This window comes from Bacteroides sp. 3_1_13 (assembly GCF_001185845.1).
GTDB lineage: Bacteria > Bacteroidota > Bacteroidia > Bacteroidales > Bacteroidaceae > Bacteroides > Bacteroides xylanisolvens.
Genome location: NZ_KQ236955.1, coordinates 2,381,887 through 2,401,899 on the forward strand (window position 1 = coordinate 2,381,887; position 20,013 = coordinate 2,401,899).

The 20,013-nt window shown below is 43.1% G+C and carries 13 protein-coding genes; 6 read left to right on the forward strand and 7 right to left on the reverse strand.

Annotated elements, in window-relative coordinates:
- Window positions 1–189: 189 nt before the first annotated feature.
- From HMPREF9009_RS08555 to HMPREF9009_RS25710, 4 genes are all read right to left on the reverse strand, one after another.
- A complete protein-coding gene (locus HMPREF9009_RS08555; protein ID WP_157446470.1) occupies window positions 190–1,641 on the reverse strand; it encodes a TrkH family potassium uptake protein in 1,452 nt (483 codons plus the stop codon).
- A gap of 20 nt (window positions 1,642–1,661) precedes the next feature.
- A complete protein-coding gene (trkA, locus tag HMPREF9009_RS08560; protein ID WP_004301492.1) occupies window positions 1,662–3,002 on the reverse strand; it encodes a Trk system potassium transporter TrkA in 1,341 nt (446 codons plus the stop codon).
- Window position 3,003: 1 nt separating this feature from the next.
- The gene (dxs, locus tag HMPREF9009_RS08565; protein ID WP_049701907.1) at window positions 3,004–4,908 is read right to left on the reverse strand and encodes a 1-deoxy-D-xylulose-5-phosphate synthase; all 1,905 of its coding nucleotides are present in this window, start codon (window positions 4,906–4,908) and stop codon (window positions 3,004–3,006) included.
- 268 nt (window positions 4,909–5,176) lie between these two features.
- Window positions 5,177–5,314, reverse strand: coding sequence for a hypothetical protein (locus HMPREF9009_RS25710; protein ID WP_153882607.1), 138 nt, complete (start codon window positions 5,312–5,314; stop codon window positions 5,177–5,179).
- 148 nt (window positions 5,315–5,462) lie between these two features.
- Between HMPREF9009_RS25710 and HMPREF9009_RS08575 the strand changes: the two genes are divergently transcribed.
- From HMPREF9009_RS08575 to HMPREF9009_RS08600, 6 genes are all read left to right on the forward strand, one after another.
- Window positions 5,463–6,932, forward strand: a complete 1,470-nt coding sequence (locus HMPREF9009_RS08575) for an RNA-binding domain-containing protein (RefSeq protein WP_049701909.1) — start codon at window positions 5,463–5,465, stop codon at window positions 6,930–6,932.
- 26 nt (window positions 6,933–6,958) lie between these two features.
- Window positions 6,959–7,948 carry a GSCFA domain-containing protein gene (locus HMPREF9009_RS08580; protein WP_049701910.1) on the forward strand — a complete coding sequence of 330 codons (990 nt, stop codon included), beginning with the start codon at window positions 6,959–6,961 and terminating at the stop codon, window positions 7,946–7,948.
- Window positions 7,924–10,464: a bifunctional UDP-N-acetylmuramoyl-tripeptide:D-alanyl-D-alanine ligase/alanine racemase gene (locus tag HMPREF9009_RS08585; RefSeq protein WP_049701911.1), complete on the forward strand. Its 2,541-nt coding sequence runs from the start codon at window positions 7,924–7,926 to the stop codon at window positions 10,462–10,464. The genes HMPREF9009_RS08580 and HMPREF9009_RS08585 overlap by 25 nt, the downstream gene beginning before the upstream one ends.
- A gap of 147 nt (window positions 10,465–10,611) precedes the next feature.
- The gene (tatA, locus tag HMPREF9009_RS08590) at window positions 10,612–10,833 is read left to right on the forward strand and encodes a twin-arginine translocase TatA/TatE family subunit (RefSeq protein WP_004301497.1); all 222 of its coding nucleotides are present in this window, start codon (window positions 10,612–10,614) and stop codon (window positions 10,831–10,833) included.
- A 17-nt stretch (window positions 10,834–10,850) separates the two neighbouring features.
- Complete coding sequence (gene tatC, locus HMPREF9009_RS08595) at window positions 10,851–11,687, forward strand: twin-arginine translocase subunit TatC (protein WP_004301498.1); 837 nt, start codon at window positions 10,851–10,853, stop codon at window positions 11,685–11,687.
- Window positions 11,650–15,141: an AAA domain-containing protein gene (locus HMPREF9009_RS08600; protein WP_049701912.1), complete on the forward strand. Its 3,492-nt coding sequence runs from the start codon at window positions 11,650–11,652 to the stop codon at window positions 15,139–15,141. Before tatC ends, HMPREF9009_RS08600 begins: the two co-directional genes overlap by 38 nt.
- A 399-nt stretch (window positions 15,142–15,540) precedes the next feature.
- On the opposite strand, the gene HMPREF9009_RS08605 is transcribed toward HMPREF9009_RS08600, so the two are convergent.
- The 3 genes from HMPREF9009_RS08605 to HMPREF9009_RS08615 form a co-directional block, all read right to left on the reverse strand.
- Complete coding sequence (locus HMPREF9009_RS08605) at window positions 15,541–17,058, reverse strand: MFS transporter (protein ID WP_004301500.1); 1,518 nt, start codon at window positions 17,056–17,058, stop codon at window positions 15,541–15,543.
- Window positions 17,059–17,385: 327 nt separating this feature from the next.
- Window positions 17,386–18,306 carry a 5-dehydro-4-deoxy-D-glucuronate isomerase gene (kduI, locus tag HMPREF9009_RS08610; RefSeq protein WP_004315058.1) on the reverse strand — a complete coding sequence of 307 codons (921 nt, stop codon included), beginning with the start codon at window positions 18,304–18,306 and terminating at the stop codon, window positions 17,386–17,388.
- A gap of 67 nt (window positions 18,307–18,373) precedes the next feature.
- Entirely contained in the window at window positions 18,374–19,780 is a 1,407-nt protein-coding gene (locus tag HMPREF9009_RS08615) for a PTS galactitol transporter subunit IIC (protein WP_049701913.1), read from the reverse strand.
- Between the last annotated feature and the right edge of the window lie 233 nt (window positions 19,781–20,013).

A 20,013-nucleotide genomic window follows, 5' to 3' on the forward strand; every position in this document is an offset into this window, starting at 1 on the left:
TAGAATACTCACCGTAATGAGAAAGAATTCTCACTGTAATGAGAACTTTTTCTCATTGCGATGAGTATTTTTTCTCATTACAGTGAGTATCGTTGAGAATATATGAATAGATAAGTACTCTTTGTAATAGCCTGATAATGTTCTCCTTATTGTAGCTTTTGCATTAAAGGGACTACCTTTATTGAATTCTTAATTCTTTTTCCAGAAATCGGAAGTGAAAAGTAGTAATACTGTAAACAATTCCAAACGTCCCAAGAGCATTAAAAAAGAAAGCAGCCATTTGGCGGCATCAGGCAATTCACTCCATGAGAAGGCCGGGCCGCATGTGCCAAGTCCCGGTCCCATATTACCCATACTTGAGATAACCGTTCCGATTGATTCCAGAAAACCGACTCCCAGCCCCATCATGATAAGTATGCTGATGATAGCGATGACTGCATATAAAAAAGTAAAGGCCAATACTGTAGACTGGATGGAAGGAGAAATAACCTGTTTGTTAACTCGCACCGGGAGCACGGCACTAGGGTGAAGAATATGTTTGAATTCGTTTTTCACAACCTGAAACAGGATAACCATACGAATACATTTTATACCTCCTGTTGTACTGCCGGCACAGGCTCCGATGATCATCACTATTACAAGGCATCCCCAAAGAATAGAAGGCCAAAGCATATAATCGGCTGTGGCAAATCCCGTAGAAGTTTGCAAGGAAATCACTTGGAAAAGTGATTTACGGAACGCCTCTTCTATCTCCATAGAAGAAGTCTGATGAAGCCAGACTGCAATAAATATAGTAAAGAAAGAGACACACCAGAAATAGAACTTTAGCTCTGCATCATGAATGAACTTCTTTATTTTTCCATTGAACATCAACAGTAATAGCGTGAAGTTGATGCCCGAAAGAAACATGAAAATAGAGATTACATAATCTATATAGGGTGAGTGATAATATTCGATACTTGCTTGTTTGGTAGAAAATCCGCCAGTGCTGGTTGTCGTGAAAGCATGGCATATACTGTCAAACACACTCATACCTCCAAATACTAATAAGACAATCAATGTCCCTGTCATTCCGGCATAAATACCCCAAATCCATTTGGCAGTGATACCAATACGGGGATGCACTTTGTCATGAGTAGGACCGCTGGCTTCTGCTGCAAACACCTGAATCCCACCCACACCGAAAATCGGCAGAACGGCAATGGTGAAAAATACAATACCCAAACCGCCTATCCATTGCGTCATAGCCCGCCAAAAAAGTATTCCATGAGGCATTGACTCTATATTATTCAAGATGGTGGCACCCGTACTGCTGAACCCGGACATCGTTTCAAAAAATGCATCCGTAACACTTGGGATATACCCTCCTATATAATAAGGTAACATTCCGAAAAGGGAAAAGGTGACCCATGCTACACTGACTATGACATATCCATCACGGCGATTCAGGGATTTCACTGCGTCTTTCCCGATGGCGAGCAACAGAATACCGATGCTAGTGGTAATAGCCGATGAAACCAGAAAACTCTGCAAGTCATTCTCCTTATAAAAAAGAGAAACACCCCCACAACATAATAGCATAACTGTTTCTATCAGAAGCAGAAAACCCAGAATCCGGAATATCATCTTCGAGTTAATCATATACAAGTATTTGTTGATACTTAGTGAAAGAACTTCTCAATCTTTTTAATCATCATGCTTAGGCAGAATACGACTACATGGTCGCCGGGGCGGATTTGCGTATCACCTGTCACCAGGATACCTTCTCCGTTACGGATCATTCCTCCGATGGTGGTGCCTTTGGGAAGTCCCAGGTCTTTAATCAGGTGTTTGGTTATTTTGGCCCCTTCCGGTACGGTGAATTCTGCAACGTCCGCATTGGCAAAAGTCAGGCATTTCACATTAGACACGTCGGCGTCCAGCATCATTTGGTAGATATGGCTGGCAGCAATCATTTTTTTATTGATAACCGTGCCGATGTCGAGACTCTCTGCCATACCGATATAGTCGATGTTCTCCACTTCTGCCACCGTCTTTTCCACTCCCATGCGTTTGGCGGCGAGACAGGCAAGGATATTCGTTTCCGAGTTGCCGGTCAAGGCTACAAATGCTTCGGTATTCTTTAGCCCTTCTTCGATAAGCAGGTCCATGTCGCGACCGTCTCCGTTGATAATCATTGTTTTGTCATCCAGTAGCTCTGTCAGACGGTTGCAACGGTTCAGGTCATTATCCACTATTTTCACCTGCATATAGTCCGGTACATATTGTGCGGTACGGACTGCGATACGGCTACCTCCCATAATCATTACATTGCGTACGTCGGCATAGTCTTCTTTGCCGGCTATCTTACGTATATAAGGAATGTATTTGCGGGTAGTGGTGAAATAAACAATATCATGCAATTTAATAACATCGTCTCCGCGAGGGATAATCGTTTCCGTTCCGCGTTTGATGGCTACTACATGGTAAGGAATGTTGGGACCGCCCAGCTGGTGCAGCGGTATATTCAGGATTTCAGCCTTTTCGCGCATCTTCGTACCAATCAGAACCAGCGAACCTCCACAGAATTCCCACCATTGGCGTACCCAGCTCATGCGCATGGAAGACACGATTTCTTTAGCAGCCAGCATTTCCGGGTAAATCAGCGAATCTACTCCCAGCTTTTGGAAAAACTCTTTATTTTTGGGTAGAAGATATTCATAGTTGTCGATACGCGCCACTGTCTTTTTGGCTCCCAGGTTGGTGGCCAGCATACAGGCAGTCATGTTGCGGCTTTCGTCCGGGGTGACTGCGATGAACAGGTCGGCTTCTTTGACGCCCACTTCTTTCAATCCGGAGATGGAAGAAGGAGAAGCGGCAACAGTCAGCAAGTCAAAGTTGGCGCTAAGAGCACTTAGTTTCTCTTCGTCATCATCCATCAAGATAATATCTTGCTTTTCGCGCGATAACAGTTTGGCCAAATGGGTGCCTACGTTGCCGGCACCGGCAATAATAATCTTCATGTCAATTGATAAATTCTTTTATTTTAGTCAGAATTCCTTCTTCATCCATGCCGCACAGTTGGTACAGTTCGGCAACTGCCCCATGTTCTACAAATATATTAGGGATACCGATACGCTTTACGGTCGGTTTGTATTCGTTGTCTGCCATAAATTCGAGGACAGCGCTACCCATACCGCCTTTGATAATTCCGTCTTCGATAGTCAGGATACGTTGGAATTTACGTCCTGCCTCATGCAACAACTCTTCATCCAGCGGTTTCAGGAATCGTAAATCGTAATGGGCGATGGACAGACCTAAATCTGCTTCTGCCCGGGTGATGGCACGGGTGGCTACGTTTCCTATCGGTCCGATAGTAATCACTGCAAGGTCGCTACCCTCTTTCAGTTTCCGTCCTTTTCCTACTGGGATCTCTTCCAACGGACATTTCCAGTCCACCAGTACGCCGCGTCCACGGGGGTAGCGGATCACGAACGGTCCCTTGTCCGGCAATTGTGCCGTATACATCAGGCGACGTAATTCATGTTCGTCCATCGGGGAACTGATAGTCAGATTAGGGATCGGGCGTAAACATGCCATATCAAAAGCTCCGTGATGAGTGGGACCGTCTTCGCCAACCAGTCCGGCTCGGTCGAGACACAAAACAACAGGAAGATTCTGAATCGCTACGTCGTGAATGATATTATCATGCGCCCGTTGCATAAAAGAAGAATAGATATTGCAGAACGGTTGCAGTCCGTCTTTAGCCATTCCTCCGGAGAAGGTAACCGCATGTCCTTCGGCAATACCGACATCGAAAGCGCGTTTCGGCATTTTCTCCATTAGTATATTCATCGAACAGCCGCTGGGCATGGCGGGAGTGACACCGACAATCTTCGGGTTGGCTTCGGCAAGTTCCACCAGTGTATTTCCGAATACGTCCTGGAAAAGCGGGGGCATTCCTTCGGTGTTGGCAATGAAACGTTCGCCGGTGACGGGATCGAATTTGCCGGGAGCATGCCATTCGGTAGCGTGTTTCTCTGCCGGACCGAATCCTTTTCCTTTGATAGTGTGCAGGTGCAGGATTTTAGGTCCTTGCATATCTTTGATATCACGTAATACTCTTGCTAGGTTCTTTACGTCGTGTCCGTCTATCGGACCGAAGTAACGGATATTCATCCCTTCAAAAATATTCTGTTGCTGTGCCGCCATTGATTTCAGGCTATTTCCGAAACGGATGAGTGCTTTGCGGCGTTCTTCGTTTAAAATGCCAAGCTTGAACAGCATGCGCGAGAGCTTGAAACGTAGCTGATTATAGCGGTTAGAAGTCGTTAAGTTGAAAAGATACTGCTTCATGCCTCCTACGCTGCGGTCGATTGCCATATCATTGTCATTCAGGATAATGAGCAGGTTGTTCGACGTGGCAGATGCGTTGTTCAGTCCTTCAAAAGCCAGTCCGCCACTCATTGATCCGTCGCCGATAATGGCTACTACATGGCGTTTGGCGTCTCCTTTCCGGGCGGCTGCGACAGCCATACCGAGAGCGGCAGAAATCGAATTGGAAGCGTGTCCGCACGTGAAAGTATCATATTCGCTTTCTTCCGGAGATGGGAAAGGGCGGATTCCTCCGAGTTTCCTGTTTGTAGAAAATGCTTCACGGCGTCCTGTAAGAATTTTGTGGCCGTATGCCTGATGTCCCACGTCCCATACAATACGGTCGTATGGTGTATTGTAGACGTAGTGCAGAGCTACGGTTAGTTCCACGGTTCCCAGGCTGGCGGCGAAGTGTCCGGGGTTGCAGCAGAGTTCTTTAATAATGTCTTGCCTTAGTTCACCGCATACTTCCGGCAGTTGCTCTACGGTTAGTTTACGTAGGTCTTCGGGGTAATTGATGGAGTTTAACAAGTTATATGTTGGTTCACTATTCATGATTCTAGGAAATTTAGTGCAAAAATACGAAAAGAAAGTATATTCGACCTCCTTTTCGGCGAAAAACTTATTTTGTTTCCTACTGTCTAATCAGTCTGTAGTACCAATAATAAATGAATAAATGAGAGTAGGTTAACTATCCAGTTAATCTAAATGGTTACTTTTTATCAATGAACTAATCATTTTACATGTATGTCTTCTTGTTTTATTCCTTTAAATAATGGTTGGCATTCATTGGCTATTTCATCCAATAATTGATTAGAAATATTCATTGATAGCTGATTTGTATGAATGAAATATTGTTCCAGTTCCAGTCGGTATCTATGATACTAAATAAATCAACTCCTTGTATGGATAGTATTCCGTTTTGGTTATCTGCTTTTAGGCTAACTTGTATGTTATTCATATTATGGATAATTATATTTTGCAGTTTGTTGGTTTGATTATCAGATAAAGACAAAGATAAGAAAGTTCTTTTGCTTCTCCAATTATTTGTCATATCTTTATTGTACTTTTGCTTCGAGAAAAAGTTTAAAAAACAATATATTCAATAGATGTCTATTAATGAACTTATAAACCAGTCTGAAGGTCGGCGTTTAGAATTTAAAGGTGAGCTTCCTACAAATTCTGATTTAGCAAAAACTGTAGTGGCTTTTGCCAATGATGCGGGAGGTGAAATTTATATAGGTATCAATGATAACCCGCGACAGATAATAGGGTTGTCCGAAGAAGAATTACCTCGTATTGAAGAGCAAATTAGTAATTTAATATATGATAGATGTTATCCGATTATATTACCTGAAGTCTCTTTTTTAACTATAGAGGACAAACACCTTATTAAAGTGTGTATTTATCGTGGAAGTATGCCCCCTTACTATCTTAAAGATAAAGGGAAGCTGAAAGGAACTTATATTAGGGTTGGTTCAACCAATAAACTAGCTGATGAAACAATTATTGCAGAGTTAGAGCGGAGACGGAGAAATATTTCTTTTGATAGTGAGGTTGTCATGGATAAGTCCGCAGATGAATTGGATATAAGTGGGTTTAAATTACTCTACAAAGAGAAAACAGGTGAAGATTTAAATATTCAAGTGCTTCGTAAACTGGAATTGGTTAAGACTGAACAGGATAAAGAATATCCTACAAAAGCTTTACTTCTATTTTCGGATGATAATTTGCGTAATTCTATGTTTCCGAATGCCAAAGTTGAATGTGCCCGTTTCAAAGGGACAGGAACGGAAGAGTTTTTAGATCAAAAAAGTATTATTGTCCACATTGGGTTACAGGCGGAAGAAACTTATAACTTTGTACTTCGGCATATTAATAAAGCAGCAAATATAGAGGGAGTATATACGGTTTCACGTTGGGAGTATCCAGTGAAGGCAATAAGGGAGATTATCCGTAATGCGATTGTACATAGAGATTATTCTCTGACAGGAAAAGATGTCAAAGTTGCCATATATGATGATATGGTTGAGATCACAAGTCCTGGTCTTTTACCACCCTCTATTGATTATTCGGCAATGGAGAGCCGCCAATCAGATGCAAGAAATAAAGTAATAGCTCCTGTGTTTAAAAGACTTGGCATCATTGACCAATGGGGTAATGGATTGAAAATGGTGGCTGAAGAAATGAAATCTTATCCTGAAATTGATTTATGTTGGAAGGAGGTTGGTTTGTCTTTTCAAGTACAGTTTATTAAAAAGAATTATCAGGAGAATACAAATATGGAAGATAGTGCCGATAATGAACGAAGACCGGCTCAATCTACTACCCAATCTACTACCCAATCTACTACCCAATCTACTACCCAATACACTACCCAGAAATTAACAGAAGCCCAAAATATGATTTTAAGTTATCTAAGAGAACATCCGGAGGCCACACGGGCGGATTTAAATAGTCATATTGAAGGTATAACAGTCGATGGTATAAAATATAACTTGGCACGTTTACAGGAGTTGGGCTTATTAAAACGCGTAGGAAGCAAACGATATGGGTATTGGGTAGTGCTTGGAGAATAGTTTGAAATTTTTAAAGAGAAAATAATATGGATTTCCGTACACAAATAGAGTTACCTGTTGGTTTACCGCCTATTACTCATGCCGGACAAATACTCATGATGGGATCTTGCTTTGTCCAAAATGTAGGGAATTTTTTGAAAGATGCCAAATTTCAATTAGATTTGAATCCTTTTGGTATTCTTTACAACCCTTCTTCTCTTTCTGCTGTTCTGATTGAAATCTTAAAAAGAAAAGTATATAAGAAGGGTGACTTGTTTTTCCATAATGACCTTTGGCATAGTCCTATGCATCATGGTCTTTTTTCTGGACCTACCTTGGAAAGTACATTGCAGAATATCAATATTCGGCTGTTACAAGTTCATCAGGCTATGCAAAAACTTGACTGGCTGATGTTGACTTTTGGAACTGCTTATGTTTATGAGCAGAAAGAAACGGGAAAGGTAGTGTCTAACTGTCATAAACTGCCTGAGAATAAATTTAATCGTAGGCTTCTGTCTGTTGAAGAAATTGTAGAAGATTATACAGCACTCATCACCGAAATGTCAGCCCTGAATCCGGATCTGAAATGGCTGTTTACAGTCAGCCCGATCCGTCATATACGCGACGGGATGCATGCCAACCAGTTAAGCAAATCGACTCTGCTGCTCGCCATCGACCGATTGCAACAACTGTTCCCGGAGCGAGTGTTCTATTTCCCCTCTTATGAAATCATATTGGACGAATTACGTGATTATCGCTTCTATGCCGACGACATGTTGCATCCGTCTCCTTTGGCGATTCGTTACCTGTGGGAACGCTTCTCCGAAACCTTCTTTTCTCCTGAAACAAAGCAGGTTATCATAGCTGTGCAAGACATTCGCCGGGACTTGGCGCACAAACCCTTTCATCCCGAGTCAGAGGCATATCAACGCTTTTTAGGACAAATAGTGTTAAAAATAGAACGACTTATCGGAAAATACCCGTACTTAGATTTTCAAAAAGAAACAGAACTATGTCATATGCGATTGAATCCATAGCCAAAAGTATCGGTGCCCGCCGTGTGGGCAAACATAAAGCGACTATTGATTGGCTGCTAACAGACAGCCGCTCTTTGAGTTTTCCGGAAGAAACTCTTTTTTTTGCTTTAACTACCAAACGAAATAGCGGAGCCCGTTATATCCCCGATTTATATGACCGGGGCGTACGTAATTTTGTAATTACGGAAGAAGACTTTAAAGAAGTTGAGAATGGAGAGTTGAGAGTTGAGAGTTCTATGCAGCATGATGGTGCGCAGCCCACTCTCAATTCTCAACTCTCAACTCTCAACTTCCTCATCGTTCCCAATCCTCTGAAAGCTTTGCAGAAGCTTGCCGAAACACATCGTGATAAATTTAAAATCCCTGTGATCGGTATCACTGGCAGTAATGGAAAAACCATTGTGAAGGAGTGGTTGCACCAGTTGCTTAGCCCGGATCGTTGCATCGTTCGTTCTCCACGCAGTTATAATTCGCAGATCGGAGTCCCACTTTCTGTGTGGCAACTTTCTGAAGAAGCCGAGCTGGGTATTTTCGAAGCCGGCATTTCCGAGATGGGGGAGATGGGAGCTTTGAAACGAATGATTAAGCCTACCATTGGTATTCTGACCAATATCGGTGGTGCCCATCAGGAAAACTTCTTCTCCTTGCAGGAGAAATGCATGGAAAAGCTGACGCTTTTCAAAGACTGTGATGTCGTGATTTACAACGGTGATAACGAGTTAATCAGCAATTGTGTCGCAAAATCAATGCTGACGGCACGTGAGATTGCCTGGAGCCGTACCGACATTGAACGCCCGTTGTATATCAGCCGTGTGACCAAGAAAGAAGATCATACCGTTATATCCTATCGTTATCTGGAGATGGATAATACTTTCTGTATTCCTTTCATCGATGACGCTTCCATTGAAAATGCACTGAATTGTCTGGCAGCTTGTCTTTACCTGATGACACCTGCCGACCAGATAACCGAGCGGATGGCCCGTCTCGAACCGATTGCCATGCGTCTGGAGGTGAAAGAAGGGAAGAATAACTGTGTACTGATTAATGATAGCTACAATTCGGACCTGGCATCATTGGATATTGCTCTCGATTTCCTTGTACGCCGTTCGGAAAAGAAAGGCTTGAAACGGACGCTTATCCTGTCGGATATACTGGAAACCGGACAAAGTACCGCTACGCTTTATCGGCGTGTGGCACAATTGGTACAGAGCAAAGGGATTAATAAACTGATTGGAGTAGGGCAGGAGATCTCTTCTTGTTCCGCTCGTTTTGATGATGATCTCGAACGCTACTTCTTCCCTAATACAGAAGCACTCCTTGCATCCAATATACTTAAATCGCTTCATTCGGAAGTGATTCTGGTGAAAGGTTCCCGCGTGTTCAACTTTGATCTGGTATCCGAAGCCCTCGAATTGAAGGTACATGAAACCATTCTTGAAGTAAATCTCGGAGCCATGGTAGCCAACTTGAACCATTACCGTTCTATGCTTCGCCATCCGGAAACAAAGATGATCTGTATGGTGAAAGCATCAGCTTACGGAGCCGGTTCGTATGAAATTGCCAAGAGTTTACAGGAACACCATGTCGATTATCTGGCCGTAGCCGTTGCTGATGAAGGTTCCGAACTCCGCAAGGCAGGCATTACCGCCTCTATTATCATTATGGACCCGGAACTTACCGCATTTAAAACCATGTTTGATTATAAACTGGAACCGGAAGTCTATAATTTCCATCTGCTCGACGCACTTATCAAAGCTGCGGAGAAAGAAGGAATCACCAACTTCCCCATTCATGTGAAACTTGATACAGGTATGCACCGTTTGGGCTTTGCGGTAGAGGATATTCCATTGCTTATCCGTCGACTGAAGAATCAGAGCGCGGTGATTCCCCGTTCGGTATTTTCTCATTTTGTAGGAAGTGATTCGTCACAGTTCGACGCTTTCACCCGCGGACAGATTGAATTGTTTGAGAAAGGTTCGCAAGAATTGCAGGCCGCCTTCTCTCATAAGATTCTCCGTCATATCTGTAATACGGCAGGAATCGAGCGTTTCCCCGAAGCACAGTACGATATGGTGCGCTTGGGAATCGGACTTTATGGAGTCAGCCCGATAGACAATTCGATAATACATAATGTAAGTACGCTCAAGACCACCATCCTTCAGATCCGGGATGTTCCTCAAGAAGATACGGTAGGATATAGCCGGATGGGGCATTTGGTACGTCCTTCACGCATTGCAGCTATTCCTATCGGTTATGCGGATGGACTGAACCGCCACTTGGGACGCGGCAACGCCTATTGCCTGGTGAACGGAAAGAAAGCTCCTTATGTGGGGAATATCTGTATGGACGTTTGCATGATTGATGTGACGGATATTGATTGTCGGGAAGGCGATCAGGCTATCATTTTCGGTGATGATCTGCCGATTACGGTGTTGTCCGATAAGCTGGAAACGATCCCTTATGAAGTGTTGACAAGTATATCGACACGGGTGAAACGGGTATATTATCAGGACTAATTTTAATGAAGAATGATGAATGAAGAATGGCTACGCGATTATGATGAATCACTCACATCGCGAATTTTTCATTCTTCATTCTTCATTCTTCATTAAAATAATTATCTTTGCATCAACTATTAAAAACCTCTTATATCAAATAAACTTATGACAAACTTATTATTGTTAGGCTTTTTGCCCAGTGGTTCCGAATGGATTATTATCGCTTTGGTTATCCTTCTTCTTTTTGGTGGAAAGAAAATTCCTGAACTGATGCGCGGATTAGGCAAAGGCGTAAAGAGCTTCAAAGACGGTGTGAACGAAGCGAAAGATGAAATAAACAAGGCTAAAGACGAGTTGGACAAACCTGTAGATCCTTCTAAGAACTAAAAGAGCACAACATACGGATGGCAGAAATGACCTTTTGGGATCATTTGGACGAACTGCGTAAGGTACTTTTTCGGGTAGTTGGAGTTTGGTTTGTATTGGCAATAGGCTATTTTATTGCTATGCCCTACCTCTTCGACCATGTGATACTTGCGCCTTGCCACAATGATTTCATATTCTACGATTTATTACGGCATATCGGTAAAACATTTGATTTGACCGATGACTTCTTCACGCAACAATTTTATGTGAAGCTGGTCAATATCAACTTGGCTGCTCCTTTCTTTATTCACATGTCGACAGCATTTTGGATGTCGGTGGTGACGGCTATGCCTTATATCTTTTTTGAAATATGGCGTTTCATCAATCCCGCCCTTTATCCGAATGAGAGAAAGGGCGTGCGTAAAGCATTGACTATCGGAACACTGATGTTCTTCATCGGTGTACTGTTGGGCTACTTTATGGTTTATCCGTTGACTCTCCGTTTCCTTTCTACTTATCAGTTGAGTTCGGAAGTGGAGAATATCCTGTCGCTCAATTCTTATATCGACAATTTTATGATGCTGATTCTCTGCATGGGATTGGCTTTTGAACTTCCATTGGTTACATGGTTGCTTTCTTTAATGGGAGTGGTCAACAAGTCCTTCCTGCGGAAATACCGCCGTCATGCGGTTGTCGTCATAGTGATAGCTGCTGCTATTATTACTCCGACGGGAGACCCGTTCACCTTGAGTGTTGTTGCTATTCCGCTTTATCTGTTGTACGAGATGAGTATTTTGATGATAAAGGACAAGAAGAAAACAGAAGAGGAAGTTGAAGATGAAGCTGGAGATGAAGTTGCCCTGTCCGAAGAGTGAAGCGATAGAATCTTATGAAATCCTTTTAGCAGTTTGCCGGACGGAAGATGCTTATCTTGCCGTAGGATATAAGCAAATGCGCGACTTGCTGGAGCGTATTTGTCGCGCGCAAATGCAAAACGAAAGCTTACAGATGACCGACCTTTCCGCACGAATCAGTTTCGTGGCGGCTAAGGTCGGTCTTTCTGTTGCAGAGCAGAACCGGCTGCATACTTTCCGGCTCACTTCGAATGCTATCTTGAACCGCCAGCAGGAGCCCAACCGGGAACAACTCTTGCGCGATGCGAAAACATTAGCTTTTTTTATTCGTAAACTCCTGGAAGAGGATATTCCCTTGGAACTATACCGGCTACTTCCGCGTGCGGATGCTACCTACCTGGTTGCGCCTCCTGCCCGCGAACGAGTGCAGCGAATGCGTGTCTGCTTCCAGTATGCCGACGAGCAATATTTGTATGTGACTCCCTTGGACGAAGTCTCGGAGAAACCATATTTAGTTCGTTATAATATCCCTCAAATCAATGAAGAGTTTGCAGAAACGTGCAAACTGCTTTGGCGTCATGCCCAGGTCAATTTATTGGATGTTGCAGTGGATGAGGCGGGAATCCTGACTCCTTCTTTCATTGTACTCGAACCGGATTATTTACTTGACATCAGTTCTTTGGCAGAGTGTTTCCGTGATTACGGGCATCATCCGGCCAATTATTTTCTTTCCCGTCTTCAACCGATCGAAAATGCCCGGCCTCTGTTACTGGGAAATATAGCCAATCTTTTCCTGGACGAATGGATTCATGCGAAGAGTGAAGACATAGATTATCGTACCTGTATGCAGAAAGCCTTCCGGCGTTATCCTATTGAGCTGGCTGCCTGTTCCGATTTGCGCGACAAAGAGAAAGAACGCCAATTCTTTGAGGACTGCAAACTGCACTTCGATCATATTCGTGAAACGGTCAATGATACCTTTCATGCAGCCGGTTATGAACTGGACAAGACGGATGCCGTGCTCGAACCGTCTTATATCTGTGAAGCACTCGGACTTCAGGGACGTCTCGACTATATGCAGCGGGACATGTCTTCTTTCATAGAAATGAAATCCGGCAAGGCGGATGAATACGCTATCCGAGGCAAGGTAGAGCCGAAGGAGAATAATAAAGTACAGATGTTACTTTATCAAGCAGTCTTGCAATATTCAATGGGAATGGATCACCGGAAAGTGAAAGCCTATTTGCTTTATACCCGTTATCCGCTCCTTTATCCCTCCCGTCCTTCGTGGGCGATGGTACGTCGGGTGATTGACTTGCGTAACCGTATTGTGGCCGATGAATATGGCGTCCAACTACGCAACAGTCTGGAATATACGGCACAAAAACTGGAAGAAATCAATGCCTCCACCTTGAATGAAAGAGGATTGAAAGGACGTTTTTGGGAAACATATCTGCGTCCCTCTATTGATAACTTTCAATCGAAACTGAAAGCTCTTTCTCCACTGGAAAAGAATTACTTCTATGCGGTGTACAACTTCATTACAAAGGAACTTTATACCTCAAAATCCGGTGATGTGGATTATGAAGGACGTACTGGGGCAGCTTCTTTATGGCTTTCTACATTAGCGGAGAAATGCGAGGCCGGAGAAATCATCTATGATTTGAGAATAAAGGAGAATCATGCTGCCGATGAACATAAAGCCGGACTTACTTTTTCTTTCTTTAAAAAGGAAAAGGCTGGGAAAACTTTGTTGAATGAGTCTGCCGTAAATGACATTACCGGAGATAAAGCTATTGGAAATGATATTACCGGAAATGAAGCCTCTGCAAGTAAGACTGTCAGAAGTGAAGCTCTTGAAACAGAGACTTCTCTTCCTAATTTCCGTCAAGGCGACGCCATTATCCTTTATGAACGTAACCGCGATACAGATAACGTTACCAATAAAATGGTTTTCAAGGGCAATATCGAGTACCTGACAGAAAACGAAATAAGTATCCGCTTACGTGCTACCCAGCAGAATCCATCCGTACTTCCTGCCGAAAGCCTTTATGCGATAGAACATGATACTATGGATACAACATTCCGCTCGATGTATCAGGGGTTATATATTTATCTTTCTGCAAGGAAGGAACGTCGTGACTTGTTGCTGTCACAGCGTCCTCCTCGTTTTGATGAATCATTGGATTCCATGATTTCCCGTTCGGAAGACGATTTTACGCGAATTGCCCTGAAAGCAAAAGCCGCACAGGATTATTTCCTTCTTATCGGACCTCCGGGAACAGGCAAAACTTCATGTGCCCTGAAGAAAATGGTAGAGACTTTTCATGCAGATAAAGATGCGCAGATTCTTTTGCTTTCATACACCAACCGGGCTGTCGATGAGATATGCAAGTCGCTGGCTTCCATTGCTCCGGCTGTTGATTTTATACGTGTGGGAAGCGAATTGTCATGTGATGAAGCCTACCGCGGGCATCTGATTGAAAATGAATTATCCTCTTGTAACCGTCGTTCGGAAGTGTATGAACGTATCCGGAATTGTCGGATTATTGTGGGAACGGTAGCGGCTATTTCCGGCAAACCGGAACTGTTTCGTTTGAAGCATTTTGATGTAGCCATTATTGATGAGGCTACCCAAATATTGGAACCGCAGTTGTTAGGCATCCTCTGTGCACGTGGAGAAGACGGAAAAGATGCAATAGATAAGTTTGTCTTGATCGGAGATCATAAGCAACTGCCTGCTGTCGTGCAGCAAAATACGGAGCAATCGGCCATTTATGATGAATCTTTACTGTCTATCGGGTTGACCAATTTGAAAGATTCCTTGTTTGAACGCCTCTACCGGAACTGTACTGCAACAGTTCATCGCTCCTACGATATGCTGTGCCGTCAAGGGCGAATGCATCCGGAAGTTGCTTTGTTTGCTAATCGTGCCTTTTATGGAGGGCGTCTGATCCCTGTCGGCCTGCCTCACCAAATAGAATCATCCGATACTATCTGTCGTTTGGCTTTTTATCCCTCTGTGCCGGAGAAGGCCGGAGCATCTGCAAAGATCAACTATTCGGAAGCACGTATTGTTGCCGACTTAGCTGTTCGCATTTATGAAGATCATCAGACAGATTTTGACGAATCCCGTACTTTAGGAATCATTACCCCTTACCGGAGTCAGATAGCATTGATAAAAAAAGAAATAGAATCATTAGGTATTCCAGTTCTGAACCGAATCCTGGTTGACACAGTAGAACGGTTCCAGGGAAGCGAGCGTGATGTAATAATCTATTCCTTCTGTGTCAACTACCCTTATCAACTAAAATTTCTATCCAATCTGACGGAAGAAGAGGGCGTTTTGATCGACCGGAAACTGAATGTTGCCTTGACCCGTGCAAGAAAACAGATGTTCATTACAGGAGTTCCCGAGCTCCTCGAACGCAATCCACTCTACAAAAGTTTATTAAAATTAATAGAAGGCTCCTGAAAATTGCATCATTTTTGCAGATGTTAGTTTTTATTCTCTCTTTATGCAATTCATTAACACCTCTATGTTGAACAAACGCCTATATTTGCAACACGTTTTTTTCATAGAGATTTAGATTTAAGGTTAGAAGAATTGTGGAAGTCGTGAGACTTCCCTTTTTTTCATCTTAACGTTTACTATACTTCATTATAGGAATGCAAAAACACTGTTTCTAGTGTTTCGGTTAAAAATTTTGCAGGAGGATGATGCAGGATAAGTAAACCTAAAAAGCCTTCTTCGTGAGAAGAGGCTTTTTTATTTTTTCATTTTTCATTTTTTTGAATAATTGGTTAAAACAAAAGAGTAACTCGGCGACGAGTTACTCTTTTGTTTTTAACGATTCTATCTGTTCGAATAGATTTACTCCAATACGATAGGTTTGTATTTCGGAACTAATGCCTTCATGATAACCCAACCCAACAGATAAGCTACTGCACATACGCAGAAGATAACGAAATATCCGGCTGGTTTACCTTCGAATCCCATGAATGTCATGGCTGGGTGTACGAATTGTGCTCCTTGTTCGAGTAATTCTTTTGTCATTTCCACCTCTTTGCCGTCGATCATCGTTGTTCCGGAAGCATATACGAACAAGTTACCTGCCACTTTCTGAAGAATCATAGAGCCTACACCTCCTGCCATACCACCTATACCGGTGATACTTGCAATAGCTGTTCTTGGGAACATATCGCCTACGGTAGAGAATATATTGGCCGACCAAGATTGATGAGCAGCTCCACCAATACCGATTAAGATAACCGGGAACCATGGAGAAACAGTACCTAACGGTTGTGCTAACAGTACAACCAGCGGGAAGAAGGCGAAGATTAGCATCGCTTTCATACGGGCTGCATACGGATTCATACCTGTTCTGTTGATGAAGATAGTAGGTAGTTTACCACCATAGATAGATAACATAGTCACTGCATAAAGCGTAAAGATCAACGCCATACCTAGTGGGTCGGAGGTTTTAATACCGAATTGTGTATTCAGATAAGACGGAGTCCAGAAAAGGAAGAACCACCATACGCCGTCAGTCATGAACTTACCGAAGACAAAGGCCCATGTTTGTTTGTAGCTGAAACATTGCCAGAACTTCATTCTCTTTTCATCTTTTTCATCTGTCATTGGAGCACTGCCTGCTTCGCGATTATCTTGCTCGATGTAGTCAAGCTCTGCCTGATTGACATGTTTGCTTTTCGACGGGGCATCATACATAAACACCCAGAATCCCATCCAGATAAAGCCAAGTCCACCAATTACGATAAATGCCATTTCCCAACCGAACATTTTTGCCAGGATAGGAATGGTAAGAGGAGCGATCAATGCTCCGATAGATGCACCGGCATTAAAGATAGAAGTAGCATAAGCACGGTCTTTTTTAGGGAAGTACTCTGCAGTTACTTTAATAGCAGCAGGGAAGTTACCGGCTTCTCCTAAAGCGAGGATACAGCGGGCGGCGAGGAAGCAGTACATACTGACCGTAGCAATAGTCACTACCACATCTCCTGTGGCACCTGCCAGTTCTGCTGCGCTATGAAGCCCAACTTGTGCTTCTGTAACAATACCACAAACGGCATGAAGACAAGCACCTGCCGACCAGACACCGATAGCCCATAAAAATCCTTTTTTAGTTCCCATCCAGTCGACAAAACGACCGGCAAACAGCATACATATAGCGTATACAATGGAGAAAACAGAAGTAATAGTACCGTAGTGAGATTCGTCCCAGTGGAATTCCGGTTTGATAAATTCATCCCACGTCAATGAGAGAACCTGACGGTCGAGATAGTTAACTGTAGTAGCAAAAAATAGCATAGCACAGATGGTCCATCTGTAGTTTGTCATCTTTTCGCCTGTTTTTTGAAATGCATTCATGATAATGGATTTAAATAGATTTTGTTTCGTTGACAAAGGTCGGTATTTCGACTGAATTTTATTTGTAAAAATTGGTCAAAATCATGTATTATTCGTTGCATTATATATGCTATTTGTTTCAAAGGATATAAAAATGTCTCATAGCATTATCATTTGCAACGTTGGGGGTAATACAGAAAGAAGATAAACGAGTTTGTGAATCAAGAGCAAATGAGTCTAATCTTTTAGACGCAGATGACGCGGATAATGCGGATTCTTATTTTTGATCCGTGCTATCCGCGTTATCTGCGTCTGAAAAATTATATGTCATACAGGAATACGCAACGGTTAGCGCATTTCTGTATATTTGATCTTGTCCATGTCTCCGTAGTCGAGGTTTTCACCTGCCATACCCCAGATAAACATGTAGTTGCTTGTTCCGGCAGCAGCGTGGATAGACCATTCCGGTGACATGATAGCCTGCTCGTTCTGCATCCATACGATGCGTTCTTCTTGAGGTTCGCCCATGAAGTGGCAGATAGCATTTCCTGCCGGTACATTGAAGTAGAAGTATGCTTCTACACGACGAGAGTGAGTGTGTGCCGGCATGGTGTTCCATACGCTACCCGGTTTCAGTTCTGTCAATCCCATTTGCAATTGGCAAGGACCTTCCTCAAGTACGTTGTTAACAATCAACTGGTTGATAACGCGGTCGTTGCTTTCTTCCAGCTTTCCGGCAGCGAATGAGTTTGCTTTCAGAGAACCTTTACGTCCGTCGATAGTAATCAATTGAGTTTTGTATTCCTTGTGGGCAGTAGCCGAGTTGATGTAGAATTTGGCAGGATTGCTGGAATCTTTGCTCTTGAAAGTCACTTTCTGCTTGCCTCTACCTACGTACAGGGCATCTTTGAATTTCAGCGTATATTCTTTACCGTCTACGGTTACGATACCTTCGCCACCAATGTTGATGACACCCAGTTCGCGGCGTTCGAGGAAGAATTTAGATTTCAGCGGGTCGATTGTTTCAAGTACCAATTCTTTTGTTGCAGGTACTGCGCCACCGAAGATCAGACGGTCGTACATAGAATAAGTAACGTTGATTTCGTTCGGAACCATTACTTTTTCCATCAGGAAGCTACTGCGCAAGCGGTTAGTATCATACGTTTTCACGTCTTGCGGACTGCAAGCCACTTGCATCTTGTAATTCACCTGGGCGGAGGCAGACATTGCTGCAATACCCAACATCATTGCAATTGCTAATTTTTTCATCTTTCGAGTTTTTTATTGAGTTATATATTATATACCACTTATTATTATCAGTTAAAGGCTTTTCGACTTATTCCTTATTACTGTTCAATGCGTTCTTTGTGTCGTTTCTAGTCATGCGGATACGGTTGTAGATAGCCATTCCGAGTGCCAGTGCCACGAGGATGGCAGGGCCGATAATCTTCAGACTGTAAGTCAGGTGGAAGATACCCCAGCAGAAGAGACTGGAAGCAAAGTCAAGCGCGCCGCCTTCAAAACCGGCGGGGATATTTACTGTCGGGTCACCTGTTGCTTCGTATACATCTTTAGCAGCCAGTGTGAAGAAGCCTGCCAGTCCTGTTACGAAATACAGACCTACAATCAATGCCACCAGGCCGATAATAAATGATTTCACTACGTTACCTTTTGTAATAGGCAGAATCATCGGGAACAGGTAGAACATACCTGCCAGAGAAGCCAGAGGTAAGAAACGGTTGCCCGGAAGGATAACAGCCAGGAAGATAGTGACAGGGATCAACAGCAGAGATACCACCAGGGTAGTCGGGTGACCGATAACCAGTGCAGGGCTCATACCGATGCTCAATCCGGTGTTATTCTTATATTTCTTAGCGATCAGTTCGCGGGTAGCGTCAGAGATCGGTTTCAAACCTTCGATAAAGAGGCTGGTGATACGTGGAATCAATTCCATCACCGCGCCCATCTTGATACCCAGTCCTAAAATGCCCGGAATATTATCCAATACTTCTTTCCAGCTGGCACAACCCAATGCGCCGATACCACAACCAATTACGATACCCAAGAACAGCGGTTCACCCATCAATCCGAATTTCTTTTTCATACCTTCAGAATCGATATTCAGCTTGTCGAATCCCGGAATTTTATCCAATAGTTTATTGATTACAATAGCAAACGGAACGAAACTTTGGCAGAACGGTTGAGGAATAGAGATACCGTCCATTTTATCATAGAACTTCTGGAAAGCAGGAGCAGTCATATCAGCCATTACCAGCGTAATGATGTAACAGATGATAGCAGCGAAGAATCCCCAATAGATATTGTCGGAAGCGAAGTAGACGATAGCACCGATAAATGCGAAGTGCCAATAGTTCCAAAGGTCGATATTGACGGTACGGGTTGTTTTGGTAAGCAACATTAATAAGTTAACTCCCAAGCAAACAGGGATAATGAAAGCACCGACTGAAGTGTTGTAAGCTACCGCCGCAGCAGAAGGCCAACCCATGTCGAAAATTCCCAATTCCAATCCGTAGATTTCAACCATTTTACTTAATGCCGGACCCAGACTGCTGGTGAGCAATGCCGTCACTACTGATAAACCAACGAAACCGACACCAACCAACAAACCGCTCTTCAGCGCTTTGGGAAGTTTAATACCGATACATACTCCTAAAATCGTGAAAATGATTGGCATCATTACTGCCGCTCCAAGACCGATAATGTACTTAAATACTTCTTCCATTCTGTTCTATTTTTTCTCTGTTTTAATGATAAATTACCTGTGTTTCCCCAGAGGGTATTAGTTGTAAACCGTGCCAAAAGTAAGACCTTTTTTGCTTTCTTCCAAAACGAAACTCTTAATTTATGAGATATTGCATCAAAAATGGACATTTTTGACGTTTGCGTGCACAAAATTAGTCGTTTCCGTGCACGAAAAACAAAAAATGCACCTACTTGACTAAAAAATCCCACTGG